Here is a 23,570-nt window from a genome sequence, read left to right as displayed (position 1 = left end):
AACATTTGATGAAAATCTCGAAAACGAGGAAAAGCGTCGAATGTTGTGACGCTTTTCCTGTCTGTGCCGGCGAGCTCCCGTGTCATCTGGGGGTATAAGGCTAGCAAGTGTTTATTTGCGAGGCCAAGGGGGCGCCCCGTATGGATATCGATAACTTTGAATGGTGGTATAGCGAGGGCGAGGCTCCGGACGAAGAGTGGGACGAGCCCGCGCCGTGTGACGTGTCGAGCGACGAGGACGAGACCGGCAGCGATGCCGGTGTCGAGCCTGAAGCCGCCTCCGATGCCGCCGAACCCCTAACCTTTGAACAGGCTTGGGCCCAGGCCGAGGCCGACGAGGCGAAGGCCGATGCCACGGCCACGCTCGGCGAGCCGGCTGATATGTCCATCTCGCCGGCAAAGACCCCGCAGCCGCGTCACACTATCGACCCCGACAGCACGGCATCCTTCAGCATTCTCGACGTGCCCTCGCAGGGCGCTCAGGCGCCCGCACCCACACGTCGCCCCAATCTGTCTCGCGAGGAAGATGCAGGACGTCGCTCGCCGCTCGGCCCCATCCTCATTGCCTTTATGGCCGGTGTCATTGCCTGCTCGGCGATCGGCAGCATCTGGGGTCATGTCGAGCAGCAGCGCCAAGACGCCGCCAAGGTCGAGATGTCCGTCGAACAATCGCTCAGCCGCACGCGCTCGGTGCATGTGTCGGTCGAGGTTAAGGACGGCGCGGCGTGGGATACCGCGCGCGGCGACAGCCAGATGCTCATCCATATCGTGGGCCGCACGCTCAAGGGACAAGCAATCGACGAGTACCAATACGTCAATTCCGAAGGTGACGGCATCGAGCTCAAGCCCGGCGACTACGAGCTCACGGTCGATGAGCCGCCCGTCGCCACCGACGGCACGCGTTACCGTGCCTCAAAGCGCATGGTTCCGGTGAGTTTTAATTCACAGGCGCCCGATACGGTCGATAGCACGCCGCAGGGCGGGTTTGACCTTTACGCTATTGCTCAATAACTGCACCTGTCGCTCAACCCCGCCGCCAAGAGTGGGACAATAGCCCTCGACACTGTTGTTTACTTTTGGAGGAAGTAGCATGTCCACCGTCACTACCATCAAGCGCGGCGGCCTCACCGCGGCCATCGATTCCATGGGTGCCCAGCTCACGAGCCTTGCCCTCAACGGCAACGAGTATCTGTGGCAGGGCGACCCCGCCTTTTGGGGCAAGCATGCGCCCATCCTGTTCCCCATTGTGGGCTCGCTGCGCAACAACACGGCGACGTCTGCGGCCGGCACCTGCGAGATGCCGCGCCACGGACTCGCGCGCATCGTCGAACACAAGCTGGTCGAGGTTTCGGAGGACGGCTCCTCGGTAACGTACGAGATCATCGACACGCCCGAGTCGCTCAAGGCGTTCCCGTTCCACTTTAAGCTCAGCATGACCTATGCCTTGACCGGCGACGCCACCCTCACGCAGACCTTTGCCGTCACCAACACCGGCGACGTGGACCTGCCGTTCTCGGTGGGCGGCCACCCCGCGTTTAACGTACCGGCTCCCGGTGCCGAGGACGAGGCGTTCGAGGATTACGAGCTGGCGTTTACCGAGGCTTGGACTAACGAGGTCCCCGTCATCACGCCCGACGGTCTTATGACGTTCGAGGGTAGTTACAAGGCTCCCGATAACTCGGACGTGCTGCCCATCACGCACCGCAGTTTCGATAACGATGCCATCATGTTCACCGATACCCCGGGTTCCACGGTCACGCTGCGCGGCCGCAAGTCGGGCCACGGCGTCAAGATCGACTTTGAGGGCTTTAAGTACATTGGCGTGTGGTCTGCCGCCAACGATGCTCCGTTTGTGGCGCTCGAGCCTTGGACCGGTCACACCACCATGGACACCGAGGACGACGTCTTTGAGCACAAGGTCAACACCATTACCTTGGCACCGGGTGAGACGGACGTTCGCAGCTTTAGCGTTACCCTGCTCTAGAGGTTCCGCCGTTCTAACGAACGACGGACCGGTCGACGCTGCGCGCCACCCAGAGCGACAATTTGTCATTCAAAAGGCAAGGCATGACCAGAAGGTCTATGCCTTGCCTTTTTCATGCTAACTTGTTCGCTCTGGGTGGCGCCCGCTGGCATTGCCAAAACATCGACGCTCCCAATGACTACCGTGTGTCTATTAATTTTTCGAGCTTGTGCTGCGCTGCTGGTCGCTGGCGTATATCCTGTTAAGTCGTCAGCATACGATTCAACAGGGAAGGCAGATTATGCATTCTCCCCATCAACGCGACGCGCATCCACAGCCGGTATGCAGCCGTCGCATCTTTTTGGGTAGTGCTCTCGCTGCGAGCGCTTCTGTCGTCGCCGGCGCACTTGCCGGCTGCCAGCGTCCCTCCACGCTGGAAGTAGTTCAGCCCACGACGGGCGGCGGTCGCGATGACCTGTCCGATTCCGTTATCGGCAAGGACAAGATCCGCATCGGCATGGAGGCGGCCTACGCCCCGTACAACTGGCAGGTTTCCGAGGCCAGCGAGTTCACGATCCCCATCGACAACGTGCAGGGCGCCTATGCCGATGGCTACGACGTGCAGATCGCCAAGATCGTCTGCAAGGCTCTCGGCGGCGAGCCCGTTGCCGTCAAGCAGAGCTTCTCGGGCCTTATCGACTCGCTCAACAACGGCCAGATTGACCTCATCATCGCCGGCATGAGCGCCACGCCCGAGCGCGAGGAGTCCGTCGGTTTTTCCGACCCGTACTTTATCGGCTACTTTGGCCTGTTCGTAAAAGAGGGCTCGCCCTACCAAAACGCGACCAAGCTCAGCGACTTCAGCGGTGCCACGGTGCTCGGCCAAAAGGACACCATGCTCGATACCGTCATCGACGAGATCCCGGGCGTCGTTCACAAAAATCCGGTCGATTCGGTCCCCACGGTGTTCTCGAATCTGCTGCAGGGCACGTGCGACGCCGTGACCTACAACACGGAGAACGAAAAGGGCTATATGGCCCAAAATCCCGGTATCGTCCCCATCCACTTTGCCGAGGGCGAGGGCTTTAAGCAGGAGGTCACGGCAAATGTCGGTTGCCGCAAGGGCTCGGACAAACTGCTTAAGCTCATCGACAAGACACTCAAGGGCATTAGCCAAGAGGAGCGCGACCAAATGTGGGACGCGTGCCTCGACCGTCAGCCGGCATAGGGAGGCAGCATGAAAGGCATCAATCGTCTGGCCTCCTTTATCAAGGCCGACCACCGTTATGTGTACCTGGGCACGAGCGTTATCGCGGCGCTCGGCTTGGCATTTAGCCAGCGCAACCCCACGCCGCTGAGCTTTTTGGCGCCCACCGGCATCTTCCAGGATTGCCTTTGGGCGATTCTTTGGGCCTGGATCGTCGTGTCGGCGGCAGCGCTCGTCACCAAGGTTATGCACTGGAGCGACTATCGCGAAAAGTCACCGTTTGCATCCGAGCGTTTCCGTCGCGGCGCGCGCCTGGGCAGCTATGTCGTGGTCGTCATCGCGGCGATCTTCTTTGTCGACCGCTGCGTCATGTCGTTTATCGATCTGGTGCAGGTGAGCATTGTCTCGGATTCCAACCCCAGCGACTTTTTGTCGAGCTTGGTCTACATGACCTACAAGAGCGGCGACTTCTTCATCCGTGGCATCGAGATCACCATCGCGCTTGCCACCTTCGGCACCGTCATCGCATTCTTCCTGGCGCTGCTCTTTGTGTTCCTGCGTATTCAGACCTTCGACCGCGTAGACAACGACCTGGTGCGCTTCTTTAAGAGCATCGGCCGCGGCTTTGCGACCGTCTACTCCACCATCGTGCGCGGCACGCCCATGATGGTCCAGGGCCTGCTCATCTATTACGCGGGCTTCACCGTTTTGCGCGGCATGGGCTTCGAGACTGCCCAGGCCAACCAGATTTGGAGTACCTTCACCGCCGGCCTCGTCACCATCTCGCTCAACTCCACCGCCTACATGATGGAGGTCCTGCGCGGCGGCATCGAGTCCATCGATCCCGGCCAGGCCGAGGCAGCGCGCTCGCTGGGGCTTTCGCAGTGGCAGGCTATGCGCAAGGTCGTGTTCCCCCAGGGCATTAAAAACGCGATTCCGGTGCTCACCAACGAGCTCATCATTAACATCAAGGATTCGTCGGTGCTCTCGGTCATCGGCGTGTTCGACCTCATGTATGCCACCACCACCGTCGCCGGCGTGTACTACCGCCAGATGGAGGTCTACTGCGTGGCGCTCGTGGTCTACCTGATCCTGACGCTCGTGGCGAGCCGCCTGCTCGAGGCCTTTGGCAAAAAGCTCGGCGCCGAGGCTCCTGCCACGCTGCCCAGCTCTAACTAGGCTTAAGACGAGGAGAATCATCATGGCAGATACCGCCACTACCGGCACCGCGGCCGCCGCACAAACTAAAGAGTCACTCATCCGCGTCGAGGGCCTGCGCAAGAGCTTCGGCTCGCTCGAGGTGCTCAAGGGTATCGACTTGTCCGTCAATCCCGGCGAGGTCGTCACCATCATCGGTGCTTCGGGTTCGGGCAAATCGACCTTTCTGCGCTGCCTCAACCTGCTCGAGACCCCGGACGCGGGCCACATCTGGTTCCACGGCCAGGACCTTACGGCCGAGCGCTGCAATATCAATAAACTCCGCGAGGACATCGGCATGGTGTTCCAGGGCTTTAACCTGTTCAACAACATGGATGTGCTCGACAACTGCACGCTCGCGCCCGTCACGCTCAAAAAGATGAGCAAGGCCGAGGCCGAGAAGGTCGCGATGGAGCATCTGGCGAGCGTGGGACTCGAAAAGTTCGCGCACGCCGCCGTGGGTCGCCTGTCCGGTGGCCAAAAGCAGCGCGTGGCCATCGCTCGCGCCCTGTGCATGAGTCCGCAGATCATGCTGTTCGACGAGCCGACTTCGGCACTCGACCCCGAGATCGTGGGCGAGGTGCTCGAGGTCATGCGCAAGCTCGCGGCCGACGGCATGACCATGGTTGTCGTCACGCACGAGATGGCCTTTGCCCGCACGGTGTCCGACCGCGTGGTCTTTATGGACAAGGGCGTGGTGCTCGAGGACGCCGCGCCGGCCGAGCTCTTTGGCAACCCCAAACATCAGCGCACTCGCGAGTTCCTCTCTCGCTATCTCGAGGACAAATAACCGGCGCAAACGCCTGCGTTGCAGGGCCGCTCCCGTGGGGCGGCCTTTGTCGTCACAATCGAAAGGATGTCATGGCCGAGGTTTGGCGCTTCTTTGCGCATGAGGACGATTTTGCCGATATGGACGAGGCCGGCGCGTGCGAGCGCTTGGGCCGCGTGCTGTCGTTTCCGACCATCTCGAGCATGGATGCCGAGGCGGTGGACTGGCAGCCCTTCGACGACCTGCGCGCCTATATGCAGCAGGCCTGGCCGCGCGTGTTTGCGGCGGGCGAGGTCGAGCTTATCGACCACTCGCTGTTGGTGACGCTTGGCGGTTCCGACTCCGCCCTCAAACCCGTCATGCTCATGGGCCACATGGACGTGGTCCCCGTGGTGCCGGGTACCGAGGCCGACTGGACGCACGCCCCCTTTAGCGGACAGGTGGACGACACCTACATTTGGGGTCGCGGCGCTATCGACATGAAGGATCAGGTCGCAGGCATTCTCGAGGCGGTTGAGTATGCGTTGGCGCACGGCTGGGAGCACAAGCGTTCGCTGTTGCTCGCCTTTGGCCAGGACGAGGAAACCACGCAGTACGGCGCTGGAGCTATCGGCCGCGTGCTCGAGGAGCGCGGTGTTGAACTTGAATATCTGATCGACGAGGGTGACTACCGTATTGTTTCGGCTGCCGAGTACAACGCGGGCGAGGGTTGGCTCATGCACGCCGACCTGGCTGAGAAGGGTTATGCCGACATTGTGCTCAAGACAAAGAGCGCGGGTGGGCATTCTTCCAACCCCTACGGCGGCACGTCGCTCGAGGTGTTGAGCCGTGCCATCACCGCAATCTGCGATATCGAGTGGCCGACGCGCGTGACCGATCTGCTTGCCGCGCAGCTTGTCGAGCTGGGGCTCTACACGGCGGATGAGATTGCCGCCAACGGGGATGCCATCGTGCGCGAGTGCCTCGCCAGCAAAAAGCTCTATCCGCTGGTGACGACCACCTGCGCGCCCACGCAGATCGAGGGAGGCAGCGCCGGCGCCAACGTAATGCCGCAGGATATGTGGGCCAACATTAACTTCCGCATGCTCGAGGGCACGAGCGTGGCCGACGTTGTGGCGCGCTGCCATGAGGCGGTTGCCGGGGCGGACCTTGCCGGTCGTGTCGAAGTGGAGCTGGGCCCCGGCAGCTCCGAGCCCTCGCCGTCCCCGCGCATCGGTGGTCCCGGCCTCGAGGCGGTTCGCTCCATCGCCGCCCGCTATTTCCGCGATCCAAAGGGGACGGAGGAAAACGGATCATCCGAGCCGTTGGCGATTGTTCCCTCGACCGTGATCGGCGCGACCGACGCTGCCAACTACCAGCACATTTGCTCCGAATGCATTCGTTTTTCGGCGTTTGTGGTCGACGATGACGAGTGCGACCGCGGCGTCCACGGCACCAACGAGCGCATCACCCGCCGCGCCTACCTCCAGGGCGTACGCTTCCTCATCGCCCTGCTCCATACGCTCTAGAATCCGACAAAGGGACTCTCCCTTTGTCGGATTCCGTGCGGGTTATATGCAGGTTTGCCTGCGCACGCTATCATGTATGGGTTAGACCGCAACTATGTACCCCCATACGCGAAGGGATGCGCATGTATCTGAAGATCGACATGTTCTAGCCGGGCTTTACCCCCGCAGCGGCGCCCCGCGCCCCATCAATTCTGCCGATTTTCACCTTCACGCATATAAAAGGAGTCCGTCATGCGCGACAAGCTCGAAAAGATCATCAAGGCCTACGAGGAGCTCGAGAAGAAGCTTTCCGACCCAGCCGTCGCCTCCGATATCAAGGAGTTCACGCGTCTCAACAAGGAGTACGCGCACCAGTCCGACCTCATCGCTGCCTCGCGCGAGTACATCGGCGCGCTCGATGACATCGAGGCTGCCAAGGAAATGCTCCACGATACTACCGATGCCGATGAGAAGGAGATGCTCCAGATGGACATCTCCGAAAACGAGGCCAAGCTTCCCCAGCTCGAGGAAGACATCAAGTACATGCTCATCCCGAGCGACCCCAATGACGACAAGAACACCATCGTCGAGATTCGCTCCGCCGCCGGTGGCGACGAGGCGGCCATCTTCGCCGGCGACCTGTACAAGATGTATCAGCGCTTCTGCGAGTCGCGCGGCTGGAAGACCACCGTGCTCGACTCCAGCCCCAGCGAGGCCGGCGGCTTTAAGTCCATCGAGTTCAAGGTCGAGGGCGACCGCGTCTACTCCGTCATGAAGTTCGAGTCCGGCGTGCACCGCGTCCAGCGCGTTCCCAAGACCGAGTCCCAGGGTCGCATCCAGACCTCCACGGCAACCGTCGCCGTGCTTCCCGAGGCCGAGGAGATCGACGTTCAGATCAACCAGTCCGACCTGCGCATCGATACCTACTGTGCCTCCGGCCCTGGCGGTCAGTGCGTTAACACCACCTACTCCGCCGTGCGCATCACCCACCTGCCCACCAACACCGTGGTGCAGTCGCAGGAACAGCGCTCCCAGATCCAGAACCGCGAAGTCTGCATGCAGATGCTGCGCGCCCGTCTGTACGAGATGGAGCTCGAGAAGCAGCAGGCAGAGCTCGGTGCCGAGCGCCAGAGCCAGATCGGCCACGGCAACCGTTCCGAGAAGATCCGTACCTACAACCAGCCCCAGGACCGCGTGACCGATCACCGCATCGGTTTCAACTCCACCTACAATGGCGTCCTCCTGGGCGACCAGCTCGGCACCGTCATCGAGGCGCTCGCCGCCGCCGAGCGTGCCGAGAAGCTGGCACAGGCAGTTTAAGTTACGGCGTTTTACCAAACGCCGTAACGGCTCGACGCTGCAAACGCCCCTAAGCGGCAATCTGACGTTCAATTTCAAGGGCGCGACCAGAAGGTCAGCGCCCTTTCATTTCACGTCACCTTGCTCGCTTAGGGGCGTTTTCGCTGACTTATGCTCAACCTACGGCGCCTTAGAGGTGGTCATTGGGGACGTTCTTAAATGACTAGGTTGTGCACATTGCTTTGAGATGTTATTTAATCGGCTTTGATGGCCATTAAGCCAGCTACCTGCTTAAAGCAATTAACGGCGTGCATCTTCTGCCGAAAATATTGCTCAAATAATCGTCCAAGAAGTCGCAGTGCATTTTTTGATGCGTCGCGCGTCAAGTGATTTGGCAAGTTCTTGGTTAGATATTGGTCAGTTTTGGGGCAACCTTGCCAAAAGCTTGACGAATGCAAATCTAGACGTCGACGAATGAACACTTTGGACGGGGCCAAACCAAAATTCTGGGCTGATTCTCGATAATCGCCTTCAATCGTCCCTTGCCAAGCGCTGGCCTCGCTTACAATCTGCTCCGACATTCGCGCGCCGCCCGGCGCTTAAGAGGGGAGGACCCCATGGCAAACGAGATCTGGACCATCAAGCGTTGTCTCGAGTGGACCAAGGAGTACCTGGCCGAGCGCGGCGAGGAGCACCCCCGTCTTTCTGCCGAGTGGCTGCTGTGCGCCGCCACGGGCCTGGCGCGCATTGACCTATATATGCGTATGGACGAGACGCTTAACGCGGCCCAGCTCGAGACCATGCATGCGGCCGTCGTTCGTCGCGCCAAAGGCGAGCCGCTACAGTACATTACCGGCAGCACGCAGTTTCGCATGATTGACGTCGCGTGCGCTCCCGGTGTGCTCATTCCGCGCCCCGAAACCGAGATGCTCGTCGAGGAAGTCCTCAATTATCTGGATGCCGAGGTGCTGAGCCCCGAGGCTGCTGCCCGTCAGCGTGTTGAGCTGCCTTGGAACGATGAGGTCGAGGAGGCACGCAAGGCCGAGGCCGCGCTGGCAGACGAACGGGCGACTGCCGAGCGCCGTGCCGCTAACCTGACGGCTGCCGATGAGGCGGCGCTAGGCGGCGACGTACTGGGCAGCCGTGCCTATGCCGAGGAACTGGCCGATCGCGAGGCCGAGGAAGCCGCCGCGCAAGCAGCAGAAGCCGAAGCCGCGGAAGCCGCCGAGCCCGAGCTCGACGAATGCGGCATCGCCATCGAGGGTGCCGACCAGGAGACGGTTTCAGCTCAGGATGCCGCTGCGCCTGCCCCAGCCGAGCCCCGCACTGCCCGCGTTCTCGAGGTCGGCTGCGGCACGGGCTGTATCTCGCTCTCGATCGCCTGGGAGCGTCGCGGCCACGTCACCTGCACTGCTACCGATATCGAGCCGCGCGCCATCGACCTTGCTACCAAAAACCGCGATGCGCTTGGCCTCACGTCCGATGAGGTCGCCTTCAGCCTCACGAACCTGGTGAGCTCCATTCCCCGTGAAGAGTGGGGCACCTTTGACGTACTCGTCTCCAACCCGCCCTACATCCCCACCGATGTCATGCGCTCGCTGCCGCACGAGGTCAAGGACTTTGAGCCCGATCTGGCGCTCGAGGGTGGCGCCGACGGCCTCGATATCTTCCGTCGCCTGCTCAACGCGGCGCCCTACATGTTGCGCGCCGGCGGCCTCTTTGCCTGCGAGCTCTACGAGGGCGCGCTCGACGCTGCGGCCGAGCTCTGCCGCCAAGCGGGTCTGTCGGACGTGCGCATCGTCCACGACCTCACCGATCGCCCCCGCATCGTCCGAGCCATCGTCACCGAGCCCAAACAGCGCCAGTAATATTTATTAACTGGTTAGCAAAAATTATAAATTAGTTTATAATTAGGACGGCTGAAAGAGGTCGGCCCATGCAACCTCCTACCTTTCGGGAAATCATTGCCCTACTCAAGCACGATGGATTCGTGAAGGTCGCGCAAGTCGGTAGTCATGCTAAGTATGTTTCTGGTGACCGTGTTGTCACCGTGAACGGCTCTGGTGGTGATCGACCAAAGAAGGGCACGTGGGCAAGTATTCGTCGCCAAGCTGGATGGTAGTTGGAGGCAAAATGAGGCAGCGATTTACCTATGACTGCGTTCTCATAAAAGAAGACGACGGTTACTGCGCTAGCTTCCCGCAGATTCCCGGCGCCTTTGCCGATGGCGATACGCGCGAAGAAGCGATTGCCCATGCTACCGAGGCACTGATGGCGTTTTTGGCCGACGACCTCAACAACGGTTTGACTCCGACAGGGTACGAACGCTCGGCCGAGGTCGTGGCCCTTTCAGTCGAAATCGACCACGAGGACGCTCGGGAAGCGGCGTGCCGAACATTTAAAGACGCAGCGCTGGACCTCAAAGTCTCCGCTCCGCGGATTACCGCGCTGGTCAAAGCCGGCAAACTCGATGTTGAACTCGTCGACGGCCGTCGGATGATAACGATAGACAGTATCGAGCGTTACGCCGCCCAAGAACGTCACGCCGGAAGACCAAAGAAGTTCGTAGCCGTCCAATAACCCCCTTACTTTCACCGACTACTAGAGCCGCTCACCAAACCAACATGCGCTCTGGGCAAATAGATTGAACGTTTCGTGCGAGAATGCCCCACAGTAAACAAACTTGCACCAGAGCGTAAGGGGCTGGCATACACATGCAGACGGTCTATCGGGTATACGAGGGAGCGCGCGAGCCGCATCGGCTTGCCGTCGAGCACACGGCCGAGGTGCTCGGCTGTGGCGGTCTGGCCCTGATCCCGACCGAGACCGTCTATGGTGTCGCTGTGGCAGTTAACGCCTTTTCGGACGCCGCACCCCAAGACACAAGCGAATCCCCCTCGTGGCCGCGCGACCCGCAAGCCACCGTCAATGGCGCCGCGGTCCCTGCGCTCGGTACCGGCTACCGCCGCATCTTCACTCTCAAGCAACGTGAACTCACGCAAACCGTCGCTTGGCTGGTCGATGGCGTCGAAGCGCTCGACCGCTATGGCGTGGATATCCCTAACGAGGCCCGCGTGCTCGCCCGACGATGCTGGCCGGGCGCCCTGACTATCGTGGTCAAGGCGGCCCCCTGCGTGCCGACCTTTATGCGCGCCGCCGACGACACGGTGGCACTTCGCGCTTCGGCCTCGCCCGTGGTGCAGGCGCTCATTCGCGCCTGTGGCAGCCCCCTTGCCTGCACCAGCGCCAACACGCACGGTGCGCCCTCGCCGGCAAGCTTTGCCGCCGTCGAGGGTCGCATCCTGGAGGGGGTCGATGTTGCCGTCGACGCCGGTGAGACCCCGTGTCGCGACGCCTCGACCATCGTGTCGTTCCAGCACGGCGGGCTCCAGATCCTGCGCCAAGGCGCACTTCCCGCATCAGAGATCGAACGGGTCCTGTCCGACCCGATGCAATAGAAAGGTGTAAGCGATGTCGTTGAATCTGGGCAGCCTGGGCATGGAAGATGCCTCGTTTAACTTTGGCGGTTCCTACATCATGGCGCTCGACTGCGGCACCACCTCGGTACTTGCGACCATCGTCGACGAGTACGGATGCATCGTCGCGCAGGCACGTCGCAGCGTCAAAACCAGCTTCCCACGTCCCGGTTGGGTAGAGCAAGACCCCATGGCGGTCCTTGCCAGCCAGATCGCCGTCATGATGGAAGTCCAGTTTAAGAGCGGTATCCACTCCGACCGCATTGCCGCCATCGGCATCTCCAACCAGCGCGAGACCACGGTGGTCTGGGACCGCGTGAGCGGTCAGCCGATCTATAACGCCATCGTATGGCAGTGCCGCCGTACCGCGCCGGCAATCGACGCGTTGGTTGAACAGGGTTGCGAGGAGCTGGTGCGCTCCCGCACGGGACTCACGCTCGACCCGTATTTCTCGGCCTCCAAGGTACAGTGGATTCTCGACAACGTCGACGGCGCACGCGAGAGCGCGGCGGCGGGCGACCTCATGTTTGGCACCATCGACACCTGGCTCATCTACAACCTCACCGGCGGCCAGGTCTTTGCCACCGACTACACCAATGCCAGCCGCACGGCACTCTTTAATATCTATACGCTCGATTGGGACGACGACCTGCTGGCGCTCTTTGACGTTCCACGTTCCATGATGCCCGAGGTTCGCTGGAGCTCGGGTGACTACGGCCGCGTCGCGAGCGACATCATGACCAACATGCCGCCCATCATGGGTGTGGCGGGCGACCAGCAGGCGTCGCTGTTCGGTCACTGCTGCTTCCATCCCGGCCAGACCAAAAACACCTATGGCACGGGCTGCTTTATGCTCATGAACACCGGCGACGAGATCGTCGAATCCAAGAACGGTCTGGTCTCCACCATCGGTATCGCTGCGAACGGGAAGATCAGCTATGCGCTCGAGGGCTCCATCTTTGCTGCCGGTTCCACCATGAACTGGCTTCGCAACAACATGGGCATCATCTCGAGCGTGAGCGAGTCGGCACAACTCGCCGCTTCGATTAGCGACAACGAGGGCTGCTACTTCGTTCCCGCCTTTGCGGGTCTGGGCGCTCCCTGGTGGGACCCGCATGCCCGCGGTATCGTGTGCGGTCTGACCGGCGCCTCGAGCCGTGCGACCATCGTACGTGCCGCCTGCGAATCCATGGCATATCAGAGCTACGACGTGCTGCGCGCCATGGAGCAGGACGTGGGGCTTTCGATCGAGCGCCTGTCTGTCGATGGCGGTGCCTCGCGCAACGAGTTCATCATGCAATTCCAGGCCGACCTGCTGGATATTCCCGTGCTGCAATGCGAGACGGTGGAGACCACGGCAATCGGTGCCGCGTACTTGGCGGGTCTTGCCGTCGGCTATTGGGAAGACCTGGAAGAGCTGGAGCAAAATGCCCAGATCGTTAGGACCTTCCTTCCCCACATGTCCGCCGAGCGCCGCGAACAAAACCTTGCGGGCTGGTGTGATGCAGTCAGGCGCTCGCTCAGTACCGCACAGTAGGGCTGCGATGGGCTGCTCGATACAACAAACCGCTAAACTAATGCATGGCGTGCGGCGGCAACATTGCTGCGCGCCTTGTCAGCAAGGCCGTTTTGCGGCCGCAACGAAAGGGGCAATCAACCCATGACCGTCACCTACGATGCGTCCCGTGTGACGCTTGTCGATCACCCGCTCGTCCAGCACAAGCTGTCGATCCTGCGCGACAAAAACACCGGCACCAACCAGTTCCGTCAGCTCGTGCGCGAACTCGCGCTTTTTGACGGCTACGAGGCCATGCGCGACCTGCCTATGGAAGACGTCGAGGTCGAGACCCCTATCACCACCGCAACGTTTAAGCAGCTCGCCGGCAAGAAACTCGCCATCGTGCCCATCCTGCGTGCGGGCCTTGGCATGGTCGACGGCATCCTCGACCTGGTGCCCTCCGCTCGCGTGGGCCACATCGGCATGGAGCGCGACGAGGTCACCCACGAGCCGCACGAGTATTACTGCAAGATGCCCAAGGATATCGACCAGCGCATCTGCCTGGTCGTCGACCCCATGCTCGCCACGGGCGGTTCGGCCGAGATGGCCATCAGCTACCTGCGCGGGCGCGGTGTCAAGGACATCCGCATGCTGTGCATCGTCGCGGCCCCCGAGGGCCTCAAGTCGCTGACCGAGAAGGATCCCGATGTACATATCTATACCTGCGCCATCGACGACCATCTCAACGAGGCTGCCTACATCGTTCCCGGCCTCGGCGACGCCGGCGACCGCATCTACGGCACGCTCTAGTCGCTGGGCTAAACGGCCGCGGCTGCAAATACGAAGAAACGGTGCGCGCGGACGAACAAAAGGCGACCGCGCGCACTCCTGTTAACGGACGTTTTGCCCTGCAGGGTTCGAGAAAAACGTATTACCGTACCTGCGGCATAAAGAAGGTCTTAAGAAAACGAACAGGTGCGTATTAACCGATGCTTTTTCGGTTGTACTTTAGCGATTGGCTCGTACAATAGTCACCAATGTTTGGCGGGAACTGTTCTGTGAAGCGTTAAAAAGGAAAGTGAGGACGCCAGTGTTTCAGATAGCCGATCTGCTCGCTATCGTTGCAGGCGCCATCGCGGGCGCAATTGCCTTCCTTCCCTTTGTCTTTACGCTCAAGCCGGTTCTTGACGATAAACAGAATGCGGACATGCTCAAGGGTATGGTGAGTCTTGCGGTCTCGGCAATCGCCCTGCTCGTCTTTACCTTGGTTGTGTTTGTGTTGTTCGGAGAGGCATTTCGCATGTTCCTCCTGGGCGAGGCGATCGGCTTCGTGGCCTTTATGGCTGCCTGCACGGTTCGTGTCGTCAAGGCGCTGCGAGATCCTCATGAGGTCGAAAGGTAAGTCGTGGAAATTTTTGAAAAGCTGCCTGATGAGATTAATCATCTGGTCAGCGAGTTCAGCTCCACCCCTGTCGTGGGCGATCTGAGCTGCGGCATCACGCAGTACTCGTTTTGGCTGATCGTCTCCACGATCGTGCTCCTGATCGTCCTGGCCGTGTTCAAGAAGAAGCAGACCCTGGTCCCCAAGGGCTTCTTCGTCAACGGTTTCGAGTACATCATCGAGTACGTCGAGAACGATATCGGCAAGGGCGTCGTGGGTGAGAACTGGAAGAAGCACTTCCCGTTCCTGTGCTCGCTTTTCCTGTTCATCCTGATCAATAACATGATCGGCCTGATTCCGGGAATGAAGCCCGGCACCGGCGCAATCGGCTCCACCGCCGCGCTCGCCATCTTCGCCTTCGTGTATTTCATCTACTACGGATGCAAGGCTCACGGCGTGATCGGCTACATCAAGAGCCTCGCCCCGCAGGGCGTAAGCTTCCCGATGAACGTGCTTGTGTGGGTCGTCGAGCTTTTCTCGACCTTCCTGCGTCTCATCACGCTTGCCGTCCGTCTGTTCTGCAACATGTTCGCAGGACACGTGGTCATGGGCTCGTTCGCCATCATGGCGAGCATGTTCATGCAGCCGCTGCTTCAGCAGGTTTCCGCGGCCCACGCCGTTGGCGCCCTGCCTTCGCTAGCCTGGCTTGCCATCCTCATCCTGATCTATGCGATCGAGCTTGTGGTCGGCGCCATCCAGGCTTACGTCTTCACGGTCCTTACCGCCGTGTATGTCTCCGAGGCAGAGGAGGTCGCGGAGGAGGAGTAGCCTTCCGCTCGCGCCTTAAAGGTAAGCAATTCGTTAAACCGCCGGTGCCCGTACCCATGGAGCCCGGCAGTTATAAAAAAGGTTATCCTGCGTGAAATAAGACACGCACGACAAAGGAGGAATCGTGGGAGTTATCGGTTACGGTCTCGGTGTTATCGGCGCTGGTCTTGCTATCGGCCTGTCTGCTCTGGGTGCTACGGGTGCTATGGCCCGTCAGCCTGAGGTCCAGGGCCGCGTGTTCACCGTCTTCATCATGGGCTCCGCCTTCGGCGAGGCTCTGGCTCTGATCGGCTTCGTTGTCGCGCTGATCGTTAAATAGCACGGAGCGTCAAGTATGAATCTTTCATCCCAGAAGAGCGCGATCGCACTCTCCGCGTCCGCGGCCGCGCTGCTCATGCCGGTTTCCGCGTTCGCCGAGGACGGCGCTGCCGGTGCGGACATCCTCATCCCTAAGATGGCGGAGTTCATCCCGGCGCTTATCGCCTTCCTGATCATCTGGATCGTGCTGGCCAAGGTCGCCCTGCCGGGCATCATGAAAACCATGGAGGAGCGCGGCAAGAAGATCGAGGAGAGCCTCGACGAGGCCGAGAAGACCAAGCAGGAGGCTATCGCCAAGCGCGCTGAGTCCGACTCGATCGTTACCGACGCCCGTCGTCAGGCTGCCGACATCGTTCTCGAGGCCCGTAAGGACGCCGAGTCCGAGCGCGCCCGTATCATCGAGGCTGCTCACAAGGAGGCCGAGGAGATCATCGCCAAGGCCCACACGACCGTCGAGGACGAGCGCAAGTCCATCTACGCCGGTGCCGCGAGCTCTATCGCCGACCTGTCCGTTGCCGTCGCCACCAAGATCGTGGGCGAGGCACTCGAGGACGAGGCCGAGCAGAAGAAGCTCATCGAGCGCTACATCCAGGAAGCAGGTAGCCTGAATGCCGACTAGCCGCTATCAGGACAAGGTGCTCGAGACCTACGCGCGCTCCCTTTTGGAAGCCGCCAAGGCCGAGAACCATGTATTCGAGGACCTCGAGATGATCGAGCGTCTGGCTAGCGCCAGCCCCGAGATCATCGCTGTGCTCGACACCATGTCCAAGCGCGACCAGCTCGACCTTCTTCCCAAGGTGGCAGCTGCCTTTAAGTATGTTGCCGAGGAAGACGAGGATGTAGTGGGCGTGACCGTCACCACGGCGATCCCGCTCGACGACGAGCTGCGTCAAACCATCACTAAGAAATGCGAGCAGGACTTCGGCCGCAAGGTATTCCTTATCGAGCAGGTCGACCCGTCTATCGTGGGCGGCCTGGTGCTCGAGGCCCGCGGCGAGCGTCGTGACATTTCCGTCAAGACGCAGCTGCGCATCGCGCAGGAGACCCTCGCAAACTCTGCTAATTCGTACGGAGGTGAAGCCTAATGTCCGAAACCCTCAATGCCCAGGATATCGCCAAGAAACTGCAGGAGCAGCTCACGAGCCTCTCCGCGACGGTCGATACGCATGAGGTTTCAACGGTCGACGAGGTAGGCGACGGCATCGCGCGCGTCTCCGGCCTCAAGAGCGCCATGGCAGGCGAGCTTCTGGAGTTCAAGAGCTCCGATACCGGTGAGACCGTCTTCGGCCTTGCCCAGAACCTTGACCGTGACGAGGTCGGCGCCGTTCTGTTCGGTGCCGTCGACGCCATCAAGGAAGGCGACGAGTGCCGCACCACTGGCCGCATTATGGATATCCCTGTGAGCCGCGCCATGCTCGGCCGCGTCGTCAATCCGCTCGGCCAGCCTATCGACGGTTTGGGTGACATCGTCGCCACGCACCGTCGCCCCATCGAGTTCAAGGCCCCCGGTGTCATCGACCGTACCCCGGTGTGCGAGCCGGTTCAGACCGGCCTGCTGGCCATCGACTCCATGGTGCCTATCGGCCGCGGTCAGCGTGAGCTCATCATCGGCGACCGTAAGACCGGTAAGACCGCCATCGCCATCGACGCTATCCTCAACCAGCGCGGCAAGGGCATGGTCTGCATCTATGTCGCCATCGGCCAGAAGGCCTCCACGGTTGCCAACATCCGCGAGACCCTCGCTCAGCACGGTGCGCTCGACTACACCATCATCGTTTCGGCCACCGCTGCCGATTCCGCCCCTATGCAGTACATCGCGCCTATGGCCGGTGCCGCTATCGGCGAGTTCTTCATGTACAACGGCGAGGACGGCAAGCCCGCCAGCGAGACCAACCCCGGCGGCCACGTGCTCGTCATCTACGACGACCTGTCCAAGCAGGCTGTGGCCTACCGTCAGATGTCGCTGACGCTGCATCGTCCGCCCGGACGCGAGGCCTATCCTGGCGACATCTTCTACCTGCACTCTCGTCTGCTCGAGCGTGCCGTCAAGATGTCCAAGAAGAACGGTTACGGCTCCATGACGGCACTGCCGATCATCGAGACCCAGGACGGCGACGTCTCGGCCTACATTCCGACCAACGTCATTTCCATTACCGATGGTCAGATCTACCTGCAGTCCGAGCTCTTCTTCCAGGGTCAGCGCCCGGCAGTCGACGTGGGCATCTCCGTGTCCCGCGTCGGTGGCGATGCGCAGACCAAGGCCATGAAGCAGGTCGCCGGCAACCTCCGTCTGGACCTCGCTTCGTACCAGGAGCTCGCTGGCTTTACGCAGTTCGGCTCCGACCTCGACGAGGCTACTCAGAAGCAGCTGACCCATGGTGCTCGCATGACCGAGCTCCTGAAGCAGCCGCGTTACAAGCCGTTTGAGGTTGGCGAGCAGATCGTTACGCTGTTCGCTGGCAACGAGGGCTTCCTGGATGACCTGGAGATCGCCGACGTGCTGCCCTTCCGTGCCGAGCTCATCGAGTACATGGACAATGGCTTTGGCTCGCTGCTCGACAAGGTTCGCGCCAAGAAGATCGATGATGACACCAAGGCTGAGCTCTTGCGCGTCATCGGCGACTTCAAGCAGCAGTTCATGGCCAAGCACCATTCGGATGTTTCTGGATCAGAGGAGAACTAAGCCCCATGGCCAACCTTCGCGACATTAAGAAGCGAATCTCCTCGGTTACCACGACCAAGCAGATCACGCGCACGATGGAGATGGTCTCTACGGCCAAGATCCGTCGTGCCCTCGATCGCTCCAAGCAGGCCGAGCCCTATAAGGAGGCGCTGACCGACGTCATGTTGACGGTCGCCGGCGACGCCTCCTGTTCGGGCACCGATCCCATGCTGCAGAAGCATGAGAGCGTCAAGCATGGCCTGATTGTCGTTATTGCCTCGGACCGCGGCCTTGCCGGCGGTTTCAATACGACGGTGGAGCGCACGGCCGAAAAGCTCGCCGCTTCTTGGGCGAACGACGGCATCGAGTGCGAGATCATCGCGTGCGGGCGTAAGCCGGTCACGTATTTCCGTGACCGCGCAAACGTTGTCATGCACTTTGAGGGCAACTCCTCTGAGCCCGATTTCAATCAGGCCCGCATGATTTCCTCTCATATCTGCGATGCGTATCGTGCCGGTGAGCTTGACCGTGTCGAGCTTGTCTACCACCACGCCAAGAACCGCGTGGATCAGGAGCTTCGCGTCGAGCATCTGTTGCCGCTCGACCCCGAGATGATCGCTATGGCCCACGGTCCGCGTAAGAACGAGACCGACGCCCCTAAGCGCATCTCGTCCACGTTCGAGTTCGTGCCCTCTCCCGAGCATGTTCTCGGCAAGCTTGTGCCGTCTTATATCCTGACGGTCATCTACCAGGCCCTGATCGATTCGGCGGCTGCCGAGCAGGGTGCACGCCGCAAGGCCATGCACTCCGCGACGGAAAACGCCACCGCGATCATCTCGACCCTTACCCGCACGTATAGTCGCGTGCGCCAGGCTTCGATCACGACCGAGATCAACGAGATCGTCGGCGGAGCCTCAGCATTGGAGGAACAGTAATGGCTAATAACACCGTAAAGCTTGCGGTCGAGGAAGCCACCAAGAAGACGACTGCCGGTGATGGTCGCATCGTGCGAATCATCGGCCCTGTCGTCGACGTCAAGTTTGACGGTGCGGTGCCCCCGATCTACAACGCGCTCACGGTCGAGGCCGAGACCCCGATCGGTCATCTGAGCACGATCCTTGAGGTCGAGAGCCAGCTTCCGGGCGGCGTCGTCCGCACGGTCGCCATGTCCTCGACCGACGGCCTGCAGCGCGGCCTCATCGCCACCGATACCGGTGAGCCCATGAAGATGCCCGTTGGTCCCAAGACGCTCGGTCGCATTTGGAACGTCATGGGCAAGCCCGTCGACGGCAAGCCCATGCCCGAGGTGGAGGAGTTCTACCCCATCCACCATGCAGCGCCCCGCTTTGACGAGCTCACCACCAAGACCGAGATCTTCGAGACCGGCATCAAGGCCGTCGACCTGCTCGAGCCCTACATCCGTGGCGGCAAGACCGGCCTGTTCGGCGGCGCCGGCGTCGGCAAGACCGTTCTGATTCAGGAGCTTATCAACAACCTCGCCCAGGAGCACGGCGGCACCTCGGTGTTCACCGGTGTCGGCGAGCGTACCCGCGAGGGCACCGACCTGTTCCTCGAGATGAGCGAGTCTGGCGTTATCGACAAGACCTGCTTGGTTTATGGTCAGATGAACGAGCCGCCTGGAGCGCGTCTGCGCATCGGTCTGGCCGGCCTTACCACCGCTGAGTACTTCCGCGATCGCGGCCAGGACGTCCTGCTGTTCATCGACAACATCTTCCGCTTCTCCCAGGCGGGTTCCGAGGTTTCCGCACTGCTGGGCCGTATGCCGTCCGCCGTTGGTTACCAGCCCACACTGGCTACCGAGATGGGTGACCTCCAGGAGCGCATTACCTCGACCAAGACGGGATCCATTACCTCCGTCCAGGCTGTCTACGTCCCCGCAGACGACCTGACCGACCCGGCGCCTGCCACGACGTTTACGCACCTCGACGCTACCACGGTTCTTTCGCGTAGCATTTCGTCGCTCGGCCTGTTCCCGGCTATCGACCCGCTCGCGTCTTCCTCCGACGCTCTCGATCCCTCGATCGTCGGCGAGGAGCACTACCGTGTCGCCGTCAAGGTCCAGGAGCTCCTGCAGGAGTACTCCGACCTTCAGGACATCATCGCCATTCTGGGTATGGACGAGCTGTCCGAGGAACAGCGCCTTACGGTCAACCGTGCCCGTAAGATTCAGCAGTTCCTCTCGCAGTCCTTCCACGTCGCCGAGAAGTTCACCGGTAACCCCGGTGTCTACGTCCGCGTCGAGGATACCGTCCGCTCTTTCGCCGAGATTGTCGACGGCAAGGCCGATGACCTGCCCGAGCAGGCTTTCCGCTATGCTTCCACGATTGAGGACGTGCGCGAGCGCGCCCGCAAGATGGGGGAGAAGTAGGTTATGCGTATCCGCATCGTGTGCCCCGTGAGCTGCGCCTATGAGGGCGACGCTGCGTTTGTGTCGATTCCGTCCACGGATGGCGAGTTTGGCGTTCTGCCTGCTCACTCCAGCGAGATCTGCACGATCGACCGCGGTTACGTTCGCGTTTTCGATAAGGCCATGGGCACTGTCGACCACACGTTTGCCGTGGCCGGCGGCTATGCCCAGGTTGCGGACGATGTCGTGACCGTTCTCGCCGAGCGCGCTTGCGATTTGGCGACCGTCGATGCCGACAAGCTTAAAGCTGATATTCAAGGTTTTGAAGAGAAGCTGGGTAATTTGTCGGAGGATGATGCACGCCGCGCCTACCTCTATAATGAAATCGCATGGTGTAAGCTCAAGCTTGCCCAATAGTCAAACGATTTAGCGTTCGACCATTTGCGAACACATCATGCCCGGGATGGCTTGGCCACCCCGGGCATGCTTTTTGAAAGGGTAGACCTTGGATATTATCCGCGTTGAGGGTGGCCACGCCATCGGAGGCTCCGTGCCCGTCTCGGGTGCTAAGAACTCCGCGCTCAAACTCATGGCGGCAACGCTTCTGGCGCCGGGCAAGACGACGCTGCAGAACGTGCCCGATATTTCCGATGTCCACGTGATGGGCAAGGTGCTCAAGGGCATGGGCGCTACGATCGATGTTCTCGACGAGCACACGCTCGAGATCGATACCTCTCAGGTCGATTCCTGGGAGGCTCCCTATGAGCTCGTCGCTAAGATGCGTGCTTCCACCGCCGTCATGGGGCCCCTGCTGGGTCGCTTCCATCGCGCCAAGATCGCCATGCCGGGCGGCTGCAACCTAGGTGCCCGCAAGATCGACATGCATATTCTGGGTCTCGAGGCCCTGGGCGTCGAGTTTGATACCGCCCACGGCTACATCAACGCCAGCGCGCCTCAGGGCCTGCGCGGTACCACCGTCACGCTCGAGTTTGCCAGTGTCGGTGCGACCGAGAACCTCATTATGGCATCCGTGCGCGCGCAGGGCACCACGGTTATCGACAATGCCGCCCGCGAGCCCGAGATCGTCGATCTCGCCAACATGCTCAACGAAATGGGTGCCAAGATTGTTGGCGCCGGTACGCCTGTCGTGACCATCGAGGGCGTGGAAGAGCTGCATCCTGTTACCCATCGCGTAGTGGGCGACCGCATCGAGGCCGGTACCTTTATCGTCGCCGGTGCGTTGATGGCAGACGATCGCGGTGTCGATGTCACGGGCTTTTGTCCCATTCACTTGGGTATGGTGCTCAAGAAGATGGAGCTCATGGGTATCGACTGCGAGCGCGTCGAGGATGGCGTCCATGTGAACCGTGCCGAGCGTATCAAGCCTGTCGACATCCAGACGCTTCCGTTCCCCGGCTTCCCGACCGACATGCAGGCACAAATTATGGTGCTCTCCGCCCTCTCCGGCGGCAGTTCCGTTATTACCGAGAACATCTTCGAGAATCGCTTTATGTTTGCCTCTGAGCTGGTGCGCATGGGTGCCGACATTCGTATCGAGAGCCATCATGCCATGATTCATGGCGTCAAGGGCTTCTCGGGTGCACAGGTTACCTCGCCCGATCTGCGCGGCGGAGCGGCCCTCGTCGTAGCGGGCTTGATCGCCGACGGGACGACCGAGGTTTCGGCTATCCATCACATCAAGCGCGGCTACGAGCAGTTTGTCGAAAAGCTGCAGGCGCTTGGCGCGCATGTCGAGCATGCTACCGTCCCCGATCCCGTCATCTACTAATACAGGTTGCCTATGTTTAATAAAAAGCCCCTCGCGGATACCACCACCCGAAGACCCTCAACTGGTGCGCAGGCCAAGATCTACAGTCGCGATAACGTGGCTCGCTATTCCGAGCGCGCTCGTCAACGTCGCCGTAGCCACACGATTCGTCACGTCGCGCTCATTGTCGTGCTTGGCGTGCTGCTGAGTGCCACTACCGCTGCCGGCCTGTGGTTTGCCACCATTATGGGCAAGCTCGGCGATTCTAATGTCATTACTGACAATCTGCGTCGGGTTCTGGTTGACACCGATGAGGCAAAGGATCCGTTCTACGTGCTGCTTCTTGGCACCGACGGCCGTCCGGGCGAGGATACGTATCGTGCCGACTCGATTATCCTGGCACGCATCGACCCCACGCAAAAGCAGGCGACGCTCATTTCCGTTCCGCGCGACACCAAGGTCGAGTACAAGGGCGAGACCATGAAGATCAACGCCTGCCATACCGTTGGCGGCGCCGAGGCCATGGTCGAGGCGGTCAACGAGCTGTGCGGTGTTCAGATTTCCCACTATGCCGAGGTTAGCTTCGACGGTATGCAGGCGCTGATTGATTCGGTTGGCGGTATCGACATTAACGCAACCGATGATGTTGACGACCCCGAGCACCTGGATATTAAGATTACCGCTGGCCAGCAGCATATGGACGGTGCCACCGCCCTTACCTATGCCCGCTGCCGCTACACCTATGCCGACGGCGATTACACGCGCATGCGCCACCAGCGTCAGGTGCTTGGCGCCCTTGCCAACCAGATTCTCAATAACTTCGATGCCACGAAGATCTTTGGCCTGGTTAATTCGCTGTCCGATATGCTCGTGACCGATATGAGCGTTCAGGATATCGTCTCTACGGTCAACGCCATGCGCGGTATGGATGTCGACGGTATCTACTCGGCCAACCTGCCTTCGTACGCCGACGACAGCACCATGATTGACGGTGTGAGCTACGTCTTTGTCTACGAGGACGAGCTCAAGGAAATGATGGAGCGCGTCGATGCCGGCAAGGATCCCAAGGGTCCCAACACCATGGGTCTTTCCGACGGCTCCAGCTCTACGATCGGCGACCTCAGCAACAACACGTCTGACGACTACGCAAACGGCACCGCAACCTCATCGGTCAGCTCTGACGATTCCGATGGCTCAAGCGATTCGAGCGATTCGGACTACTACGAACAGCCCACCGGCGACGGCAACGGTTACGAGGCCAATTATTAGGGTTACGCGGGCTTACCAGCCCGCGTAACCAGTTGACGCTGCAAACCCGCCAGAGCGGCAATCTGCCTTTCAACTTCGGCG

The 23,570-nt window shown here is 60.7% G+C and carries 25 protein-coding genes; 24 read left to right on the top strand and 1 reads right to left on the bottom strand.

The genetic code is table 11. From position 1 onward, the window contains the following. The first annotated feature begins 140 nt into the window (after positions 1 to 140). The 7 genes from DW892_RS07635 (at position 141) to prfA (ending at position 7,942) form a co-directional block, all read left to right on the top strand. On the top strand, positions 141 to 1,010 hold the full coding sequence (locus DW892_RS07635; protein WP_117766733.1) for a hypothetical protein: 870 nt from the start codon (positions 141 to 143) through the stop codon (positions 1,008 to 1,010). Between the two features lie 79 nt (positions 1,011 to 1,089). Continuing rightward, entirely contained in the window at positions 1,090 to 1,983 is an 894-nt protein-coding gene (locus DW892_RS07630) for an aldose 1-epimerase family protein (protein WP_117766731.1), read from the top strand. Between the two features lie 280 nt (positions 1,984 to 2,263). Then, a complete protein-coding gene (locus DW892_RS07625; protein ID WP_117640968.1) occupies positions 2,264 to 3,190 on the top strand; it encodes a transporter substrate-binding domain-containing protein in 927 nt (308 codons plus the stop codon). A gap of 9 nt (positions 3,191 to 3,199) precedes the next feature. After that, positions 3,200 to 4,348: an amino acid ABC transporter permease gene (locus DW892_RS07620; protein ID WP_117766729.1), complete on the top strand. Its 1,149-nt coding sequence runs from the start codon at positions 3,200 to 3,202 to the stop codon at positions 4,346 to 4,348. A gap of 22 nt (positions 4,349 to 4,370) precedes the next feature. Further along, positions 4,371 to 5,156, top strand: a complete 786-nt coding sequence (locus tag DW892_RS07615; RefSeq protein WP_117766727.1) for an amino acid ABC transporter ATP-binding protein — start codon at positions 4,371 to 4,373, stop codon at positions 5,154 to 5,156. Between the two features lie 71 nt (positions 5,157 to 5,227). Further along, positions 5,228 to 6,643, top strand: coding sequence for a M20/M25/M40 family metallo-hydrolase (locus DW892_RS07610; RefSeq protein ID WP_117766725.1), 1,416 nt, complete (start codon positions 5,228 to 5,230; stop codon positions 6,641 to 6,643). A gap of 231 nt (positions 6,644 to 6,874) precedes the next feature. Then, positions 6,875 to 7,942, top strand: coding sequence for a peptide chain release factor 1 (gene prfA / locus DW892_RS07605; RefSeq protein ID WP_055252487.1), 1,068 nt, complete (start codon positions 6,875 to 6,877; stop codon positions 7,940 to 7,942). 233 nt (positions 7,943 to 8,175) lie between these two features. Here the strand turns inward: prfA and DW892_RS10315 are convergent, their stop codons facing one another. Then, on the bottom strand, positions 8,176 to 8,502 hold the full coding sequence (locus tag DW892_RS10315) for a hypothetical protein (protein WP_147349859.1): 327 nt from the start codon (positions 8,500 to 8,502) through the stop codon (positions 8,176 to 8,178). Positions 8,503 to 8,538: 36 nt separating this feature from the next. Here DW892_RS10315 and DW892_RS07600 point away from each other — a divergent pair, with 36 nt between their 5' ends. The 17 genes from DW892_RS07600 to DW892_RS07520 all read left to right on the top strand — a co-directional run bounded on the left by DW892_RS07600 (position 8,539) and on the right by DW892_RS07520 (position 23,489). Then, entirely contained in the window at positions 8,539 to 9,789 is a 1,251-nt protein-coding gene (locus DW892_RS07600) for a HemK/PrmC family methyltransferase (protein ID WP_117766723.1), read from the top strand. A 68-nt stretch (positions 9,790 to 9,857) separates the two neighbouring features. After that, positions 9,858 to 10,043: a type II toxin-antitoxin system HicA family toxin gene (locus DW892_RS10665; protein ID WP_089573106.1), complete on the top strand. Its 186-nt coding sequence runs from the start codon at positions 9,858 to 9,860 to the stop codon at positions 10,041 to 10,043. A gap of 11 nt (positions 10,044 to 10,054) precedes the next feature. Then, a complete protein-coding gene (locus DW892_RS07590; protein ID WP_158567041.1) occupies positions 10,055 to 10,501 on the top strand; it encodes a type II toxin-antitoxin system HicB family antitoxin in 447 nt (148 codons plus the stop codon). A 134-nt stretch (positions 10,502 to 10,635) separates the two neighbouring features. Beyond that, on the top strand, positions 10,636 to 11,379 hold the full coding sequence (locus tag DW892_RS07585; protein ID WP_117766719.1) for an L-threonylcarbamoyladenylate synthase: 744 nt from the start codon (positions 10,636 to 10,638) through the stop codon (positions 11,377 to 11,379). A gap of 13 nt (positions 11,380 to 11,392) precedes the next feature. Further along, positions 11,393 to 12,934, top strand: a complete 1,542-nt coding sequence (gene glpK, locus DW892_RS07580) for a glycerol kinase GlpK (protein ID WP_117766717.1) — start codon at positions 11,393 to 11,395, stop codon at positions 12,932 to 12,934. Positions 12,935 to 13,057: 123 nt separating this feature from the next. Then, positions 13,058 to 13,705, top strand: coding sequence for a uracil phosphoribosyltransferase (gene upp / locus DW892_RS07575; RefSeq protein WP_035138786.1), 648 nt, complete (start codon positions 13,058 to 13,060; stop codon positions 13,703 to 13,705). A gap of 280 nt (positions 13,706 to 13,985) precedes the next feature. Beyond that, positions 13,986 to 14,297 carry a hypothetical protein gene (locus DW892_RS07570; protein ID WP_117564996.1) on the top strand — a complete coding sequence of 104 codons (312 nt, stop codon included), beginning with the start codon at positions 13,986 to 13,988 and terminating at the stop codon, positions 14,295 to 14,297. 3 nt (positions 14,298 to 14,300) lie between these two features. Then, entirely contained in the window at positions 14,301 to 15,104 is an 804-nt protein-coding gene (gene atpB, locus DW892_RS07565) for a F0F1 ATP synthase subunit A (protein WP_022094263.1), read from the top strand. A gap of 124 nt (positions 15,105 to 15,228) precedes the next feature. Further along, positions 15,229 to 15,423, top strand: coding sequence for an ATP synthase subunit C (locus tag DW892_RS07560; protein ID WP_022094262.1), 195 nt, complete (start codon positions 15,229 to 15,231; stop codon positions 15,421 to 15,423). A 15-nt stretch (positions 15,424 to 15,438) separates the two neighbouring features. Next, positions 15,439 to 16,041 (top strand): F0F1 ATP synthase subunit B, encoded by a 603-nt coding sequence (atpF, locus tag DW892_RS07555; protein ID WP_117635548.1) that lies wholly within the window; start codon positions 15,439 to 15,441, stop codon positions 16,039 to 16,041. After that, complete coding sequence (locus tag DW892_RS07550) at positions 16,031 to 16,507, top strand: FoF1 ATP synthase subunit delta (RefSeq protein WP_006235713.1); 477 nt, start codon at positions 16,031 to 16,033, stop codon at positions 16,505 to 16,507. The genes atpF and DW892_RS07550 overlap by 11 nt, the downstream gene beginning before the upstream one ends. Beyond that, on the top strand, positions 16,507 to 18,105 hold the full coding sequence (gene atpA / locus DW892_RS07545; protein ID WP_117635547.1) for a F0F1 ATP synthase subunit alpha: 1,599 nt from the start codon (positions 16,507 to 16,509) through the stop codon (positions 18,103 to 18,105). Before DW892_RS07550 ends, atpA begins: the two co-directional genes overlap by 1 nt. A 5-nt stretch (positions 18,106 to 18,110) precedes the next feature. Further along, the gene (gene atpG, locus DW892_RS07540; RefSeq protein WP_117635546.1) at positions 18,111 to 19,019 is read left to right on the top strand and encodes an ATP synthase F1 subunit gamma; all 909 of its coding nucleotides are present in this window, start codon (positions 18,111 to 18,113) and stop codon (positions 19,017 to 19,019) included. Continuing rightward, complete coding sequence (gene atpD, locus DW892_RS07535) at positions 19,019 to 20,473, top strand: F0F1 ATP synthase subunit beta (protein WP_006235717.1); 1,455 nt, start codon at positions 19,019 to 19,021, stop codon at positions 20,471 to 20,473. The genes atpG and atpD overlap by 1 nt, the downstream gene beginning before the upstream one ends. A 3-nt stretch (positions 20,474 to 20,476) precedes the next feature. Continuing rightward, complete coding sequence (gene atpC, locus DW892_RS07530) at positions 20,477 to 20,869, top strand: ATP synthase F1 subunit epsilon (protein ID WP_117766715.1); 393 nt, start codon at positions 20,477 to 20,479, stop codon at positions 20,867 to 20,869. An 88-nt stretch (positions 20,870 to 20,957) separates the two neighbouring features. Beyond that, complete coding sequence (gene murA / locus DW892_RS07525) at positions 20,958 to 22,241, top strand: UDP-N-acetylglucosamine 1-carboxyvinyltransferase (protein ID WP_117766713.1); 1,284 nt, start codon at positions 20,958 to 20,960, stop codon at positions 22,239 to 22,241. A gap of 12 nt (positions 22,242 to 22,253) precedes the next feature. Further along, the gene (locus DW892_RS07520; RefSeq protein WP_117655380.1) at positions 22,254 to 23,489 is read left to right on the top strand and encodes an LCP family protein; all 1,236 of its coding nucleotides are present in this window, start codon (positions 22,254 to 22,256) and stop codon (positions 23,487 to 23,489) included. Positions 23,490 to 23,570 lie beyond the last annotated feature (81 nt).

Source organism: Collinsella sp. AM40-7AC (assembly GCF_003468125.1).
GTDB lineage: Bacteria > Actinomycetota > Coriobacteriia > Coriobacteriales > Coriobacteriaceae > Collinsella > Collinsella aerofaciens_O.
Note: the sequence above shows the minus strand (reverse complement) of the source record. Positions and strands in the feature narration are given on the sequence as shown.

What these genes read in the sequence shown, in the direction of transcription:
- DW892_RS07635 (WP_117766733.1), top strand. Translation starts at nt 141, where the DNA reads ATGGATATCGATAACTTTGAATGGTGGTATAGCGAGGGCGAGGCTCCG.
- DW892_RS07630 (WP_117766731.1), top strand. Translation starts at nt 1,090, where the DNA reads ATGTCCACCGTCACTACCATCAAGCGCGGCGGCCTCACCGCGGCCATC.
- DW892_RS07625 (WP_117640968.1), top strand. Translation starts at nt 2,264, where the DNA reads ATGCATTCTCCCCATCAACGCGACGCGCATCCACAGCCGGTATGCAGC.
- DW892_RS07620 (WP_117766729.1), top strand. Translation starts at nt 3,200, where the DNA reads ATGAAAGGCATCAATCGTCTGGCCTCCTTTATCAAGGCCGACCACCGT.
- DW892_RS07615 (WP_117766727.1), top strand. Translation starts at nt 4,371, where the DNA reads ATGGCAGATACCGCCACTACCGGCACCGCGGCCGCCGCACAAACTAAA.
- DW892_RS07610 (WP_117766725.1), top strand. Translation starts at nt 5,228, where the DNA reads ATGGCCGAGGTTTGGCGCTTCTTTGCGCATGAGGACGATTTTGCCGAT.
- prfA (WP_055252487.1), top strand. Translation starts at nt 6,875, where the DNA reads ATGCGCGACAAGCTCGAAAAGATCATCAAGGCCTACGAGGAGCTCGAG.
- DW892_RS10315 (WP_147349859.1), bottom strand. Translation starts at nt 8,502, where the DNA reads ATGTCGGAGCAGATTGTAAGCGAGGCCAGCGCTTGGCAAGGGACGATT.
- DW892_RS07600 (WP_117766723.1), top strand. Translation starts at nt 8,539, where the DNA reads ATGGCAAACGAGATCTGGACCATCAAGCGTTGTCTCGAGTGGACCAAG.
- DW892_RS10665 (WP_089573106.1), top strand. Translation starts at nt 9,858, where the DNA reads ATGCAACCTCCTACCTTTCGGGAAATCATTGCCCTACTCAAGCACGAT.
- DW892_RS07590 (WP_158567041.1), top strand. Translation starts at nt 10,055, where the DNA reads ATGAGGCAGCGATTTACCTATGACTGCGTTCTCATAAAAGAAGACGAC.
- DW892_RS07585 (WP_117766719.1), top strand. Translation starts at nt 10,636, where the DNA reads ATGCAGACGGTCTATCGGGTATACGAGGGAGCGCGCGAGCCGCATCGG.
- glpK (WP_117766717.1), top strand. Translation starts at nt 11,393, where the DNA reads ATGTCGTTGAATCTGGGCAGCCTGGGCATGGAAGATGCCTCGTTTAAC.
- upp (WP_035138786.1), top strand. Translation starts at nt 13,058, where the DNA reads ATGACCGTCACCTACGATGCGTCCCGTGTGACGCTTGTCGATCACCCG.
- atpF (WP_117635548.1), top strand. Translation starts at nt 15,439, where the DNA reads ATGAATCTTTCATCCCAGAAGAGCGCGATCGCACTCTCCGCGTCCGCG.
- DW892_RS07550 (WP_006235713.1), top strand. Translation starts at nt 16,031, where the DNA reads ATGCCGACTAGCCGCTATCAGGACAAGGTGCTCGAGACCTACGCGCGC.
- atpA (WP_117635547.1), top strand. Translation starts at nt 16,507, where the DNA reads ATGTCCGAAACCCTCAATGCCCAGGATATCGCCAAGAAACTGCAGGAG.
- atpG (WP_117635546.1), top strand. Translation starts at nt 18,111, where the DNA reads ATGGCCAACCTTCGCGACATTAAGAAGCGAATCTCCTCGGTTACCACG.
- atpD (WP_006235717.1), top strand. Translation starts at nt 19,019, where the DNA reads ATGGCTAATAACACCGTAAAGCTTGCGGTCGAGGAAGCCACCAAGAAG.
- atpC (WP_117766715.1), top strand. Translation starts at nt 20,477, where the DNA reads ATGCGTATCCGCATCGTGTGCCCCGTGAGCTGCGCCTATGAGGGCGAC.
- DW892_RS07520 (WP_117655380.1), top strand. Translation starts at nt 22,254, where the DNA reads ATGTTTAATAAAAAGCCCCTCGCGGATACCACCACCCGAAGACCCTCA.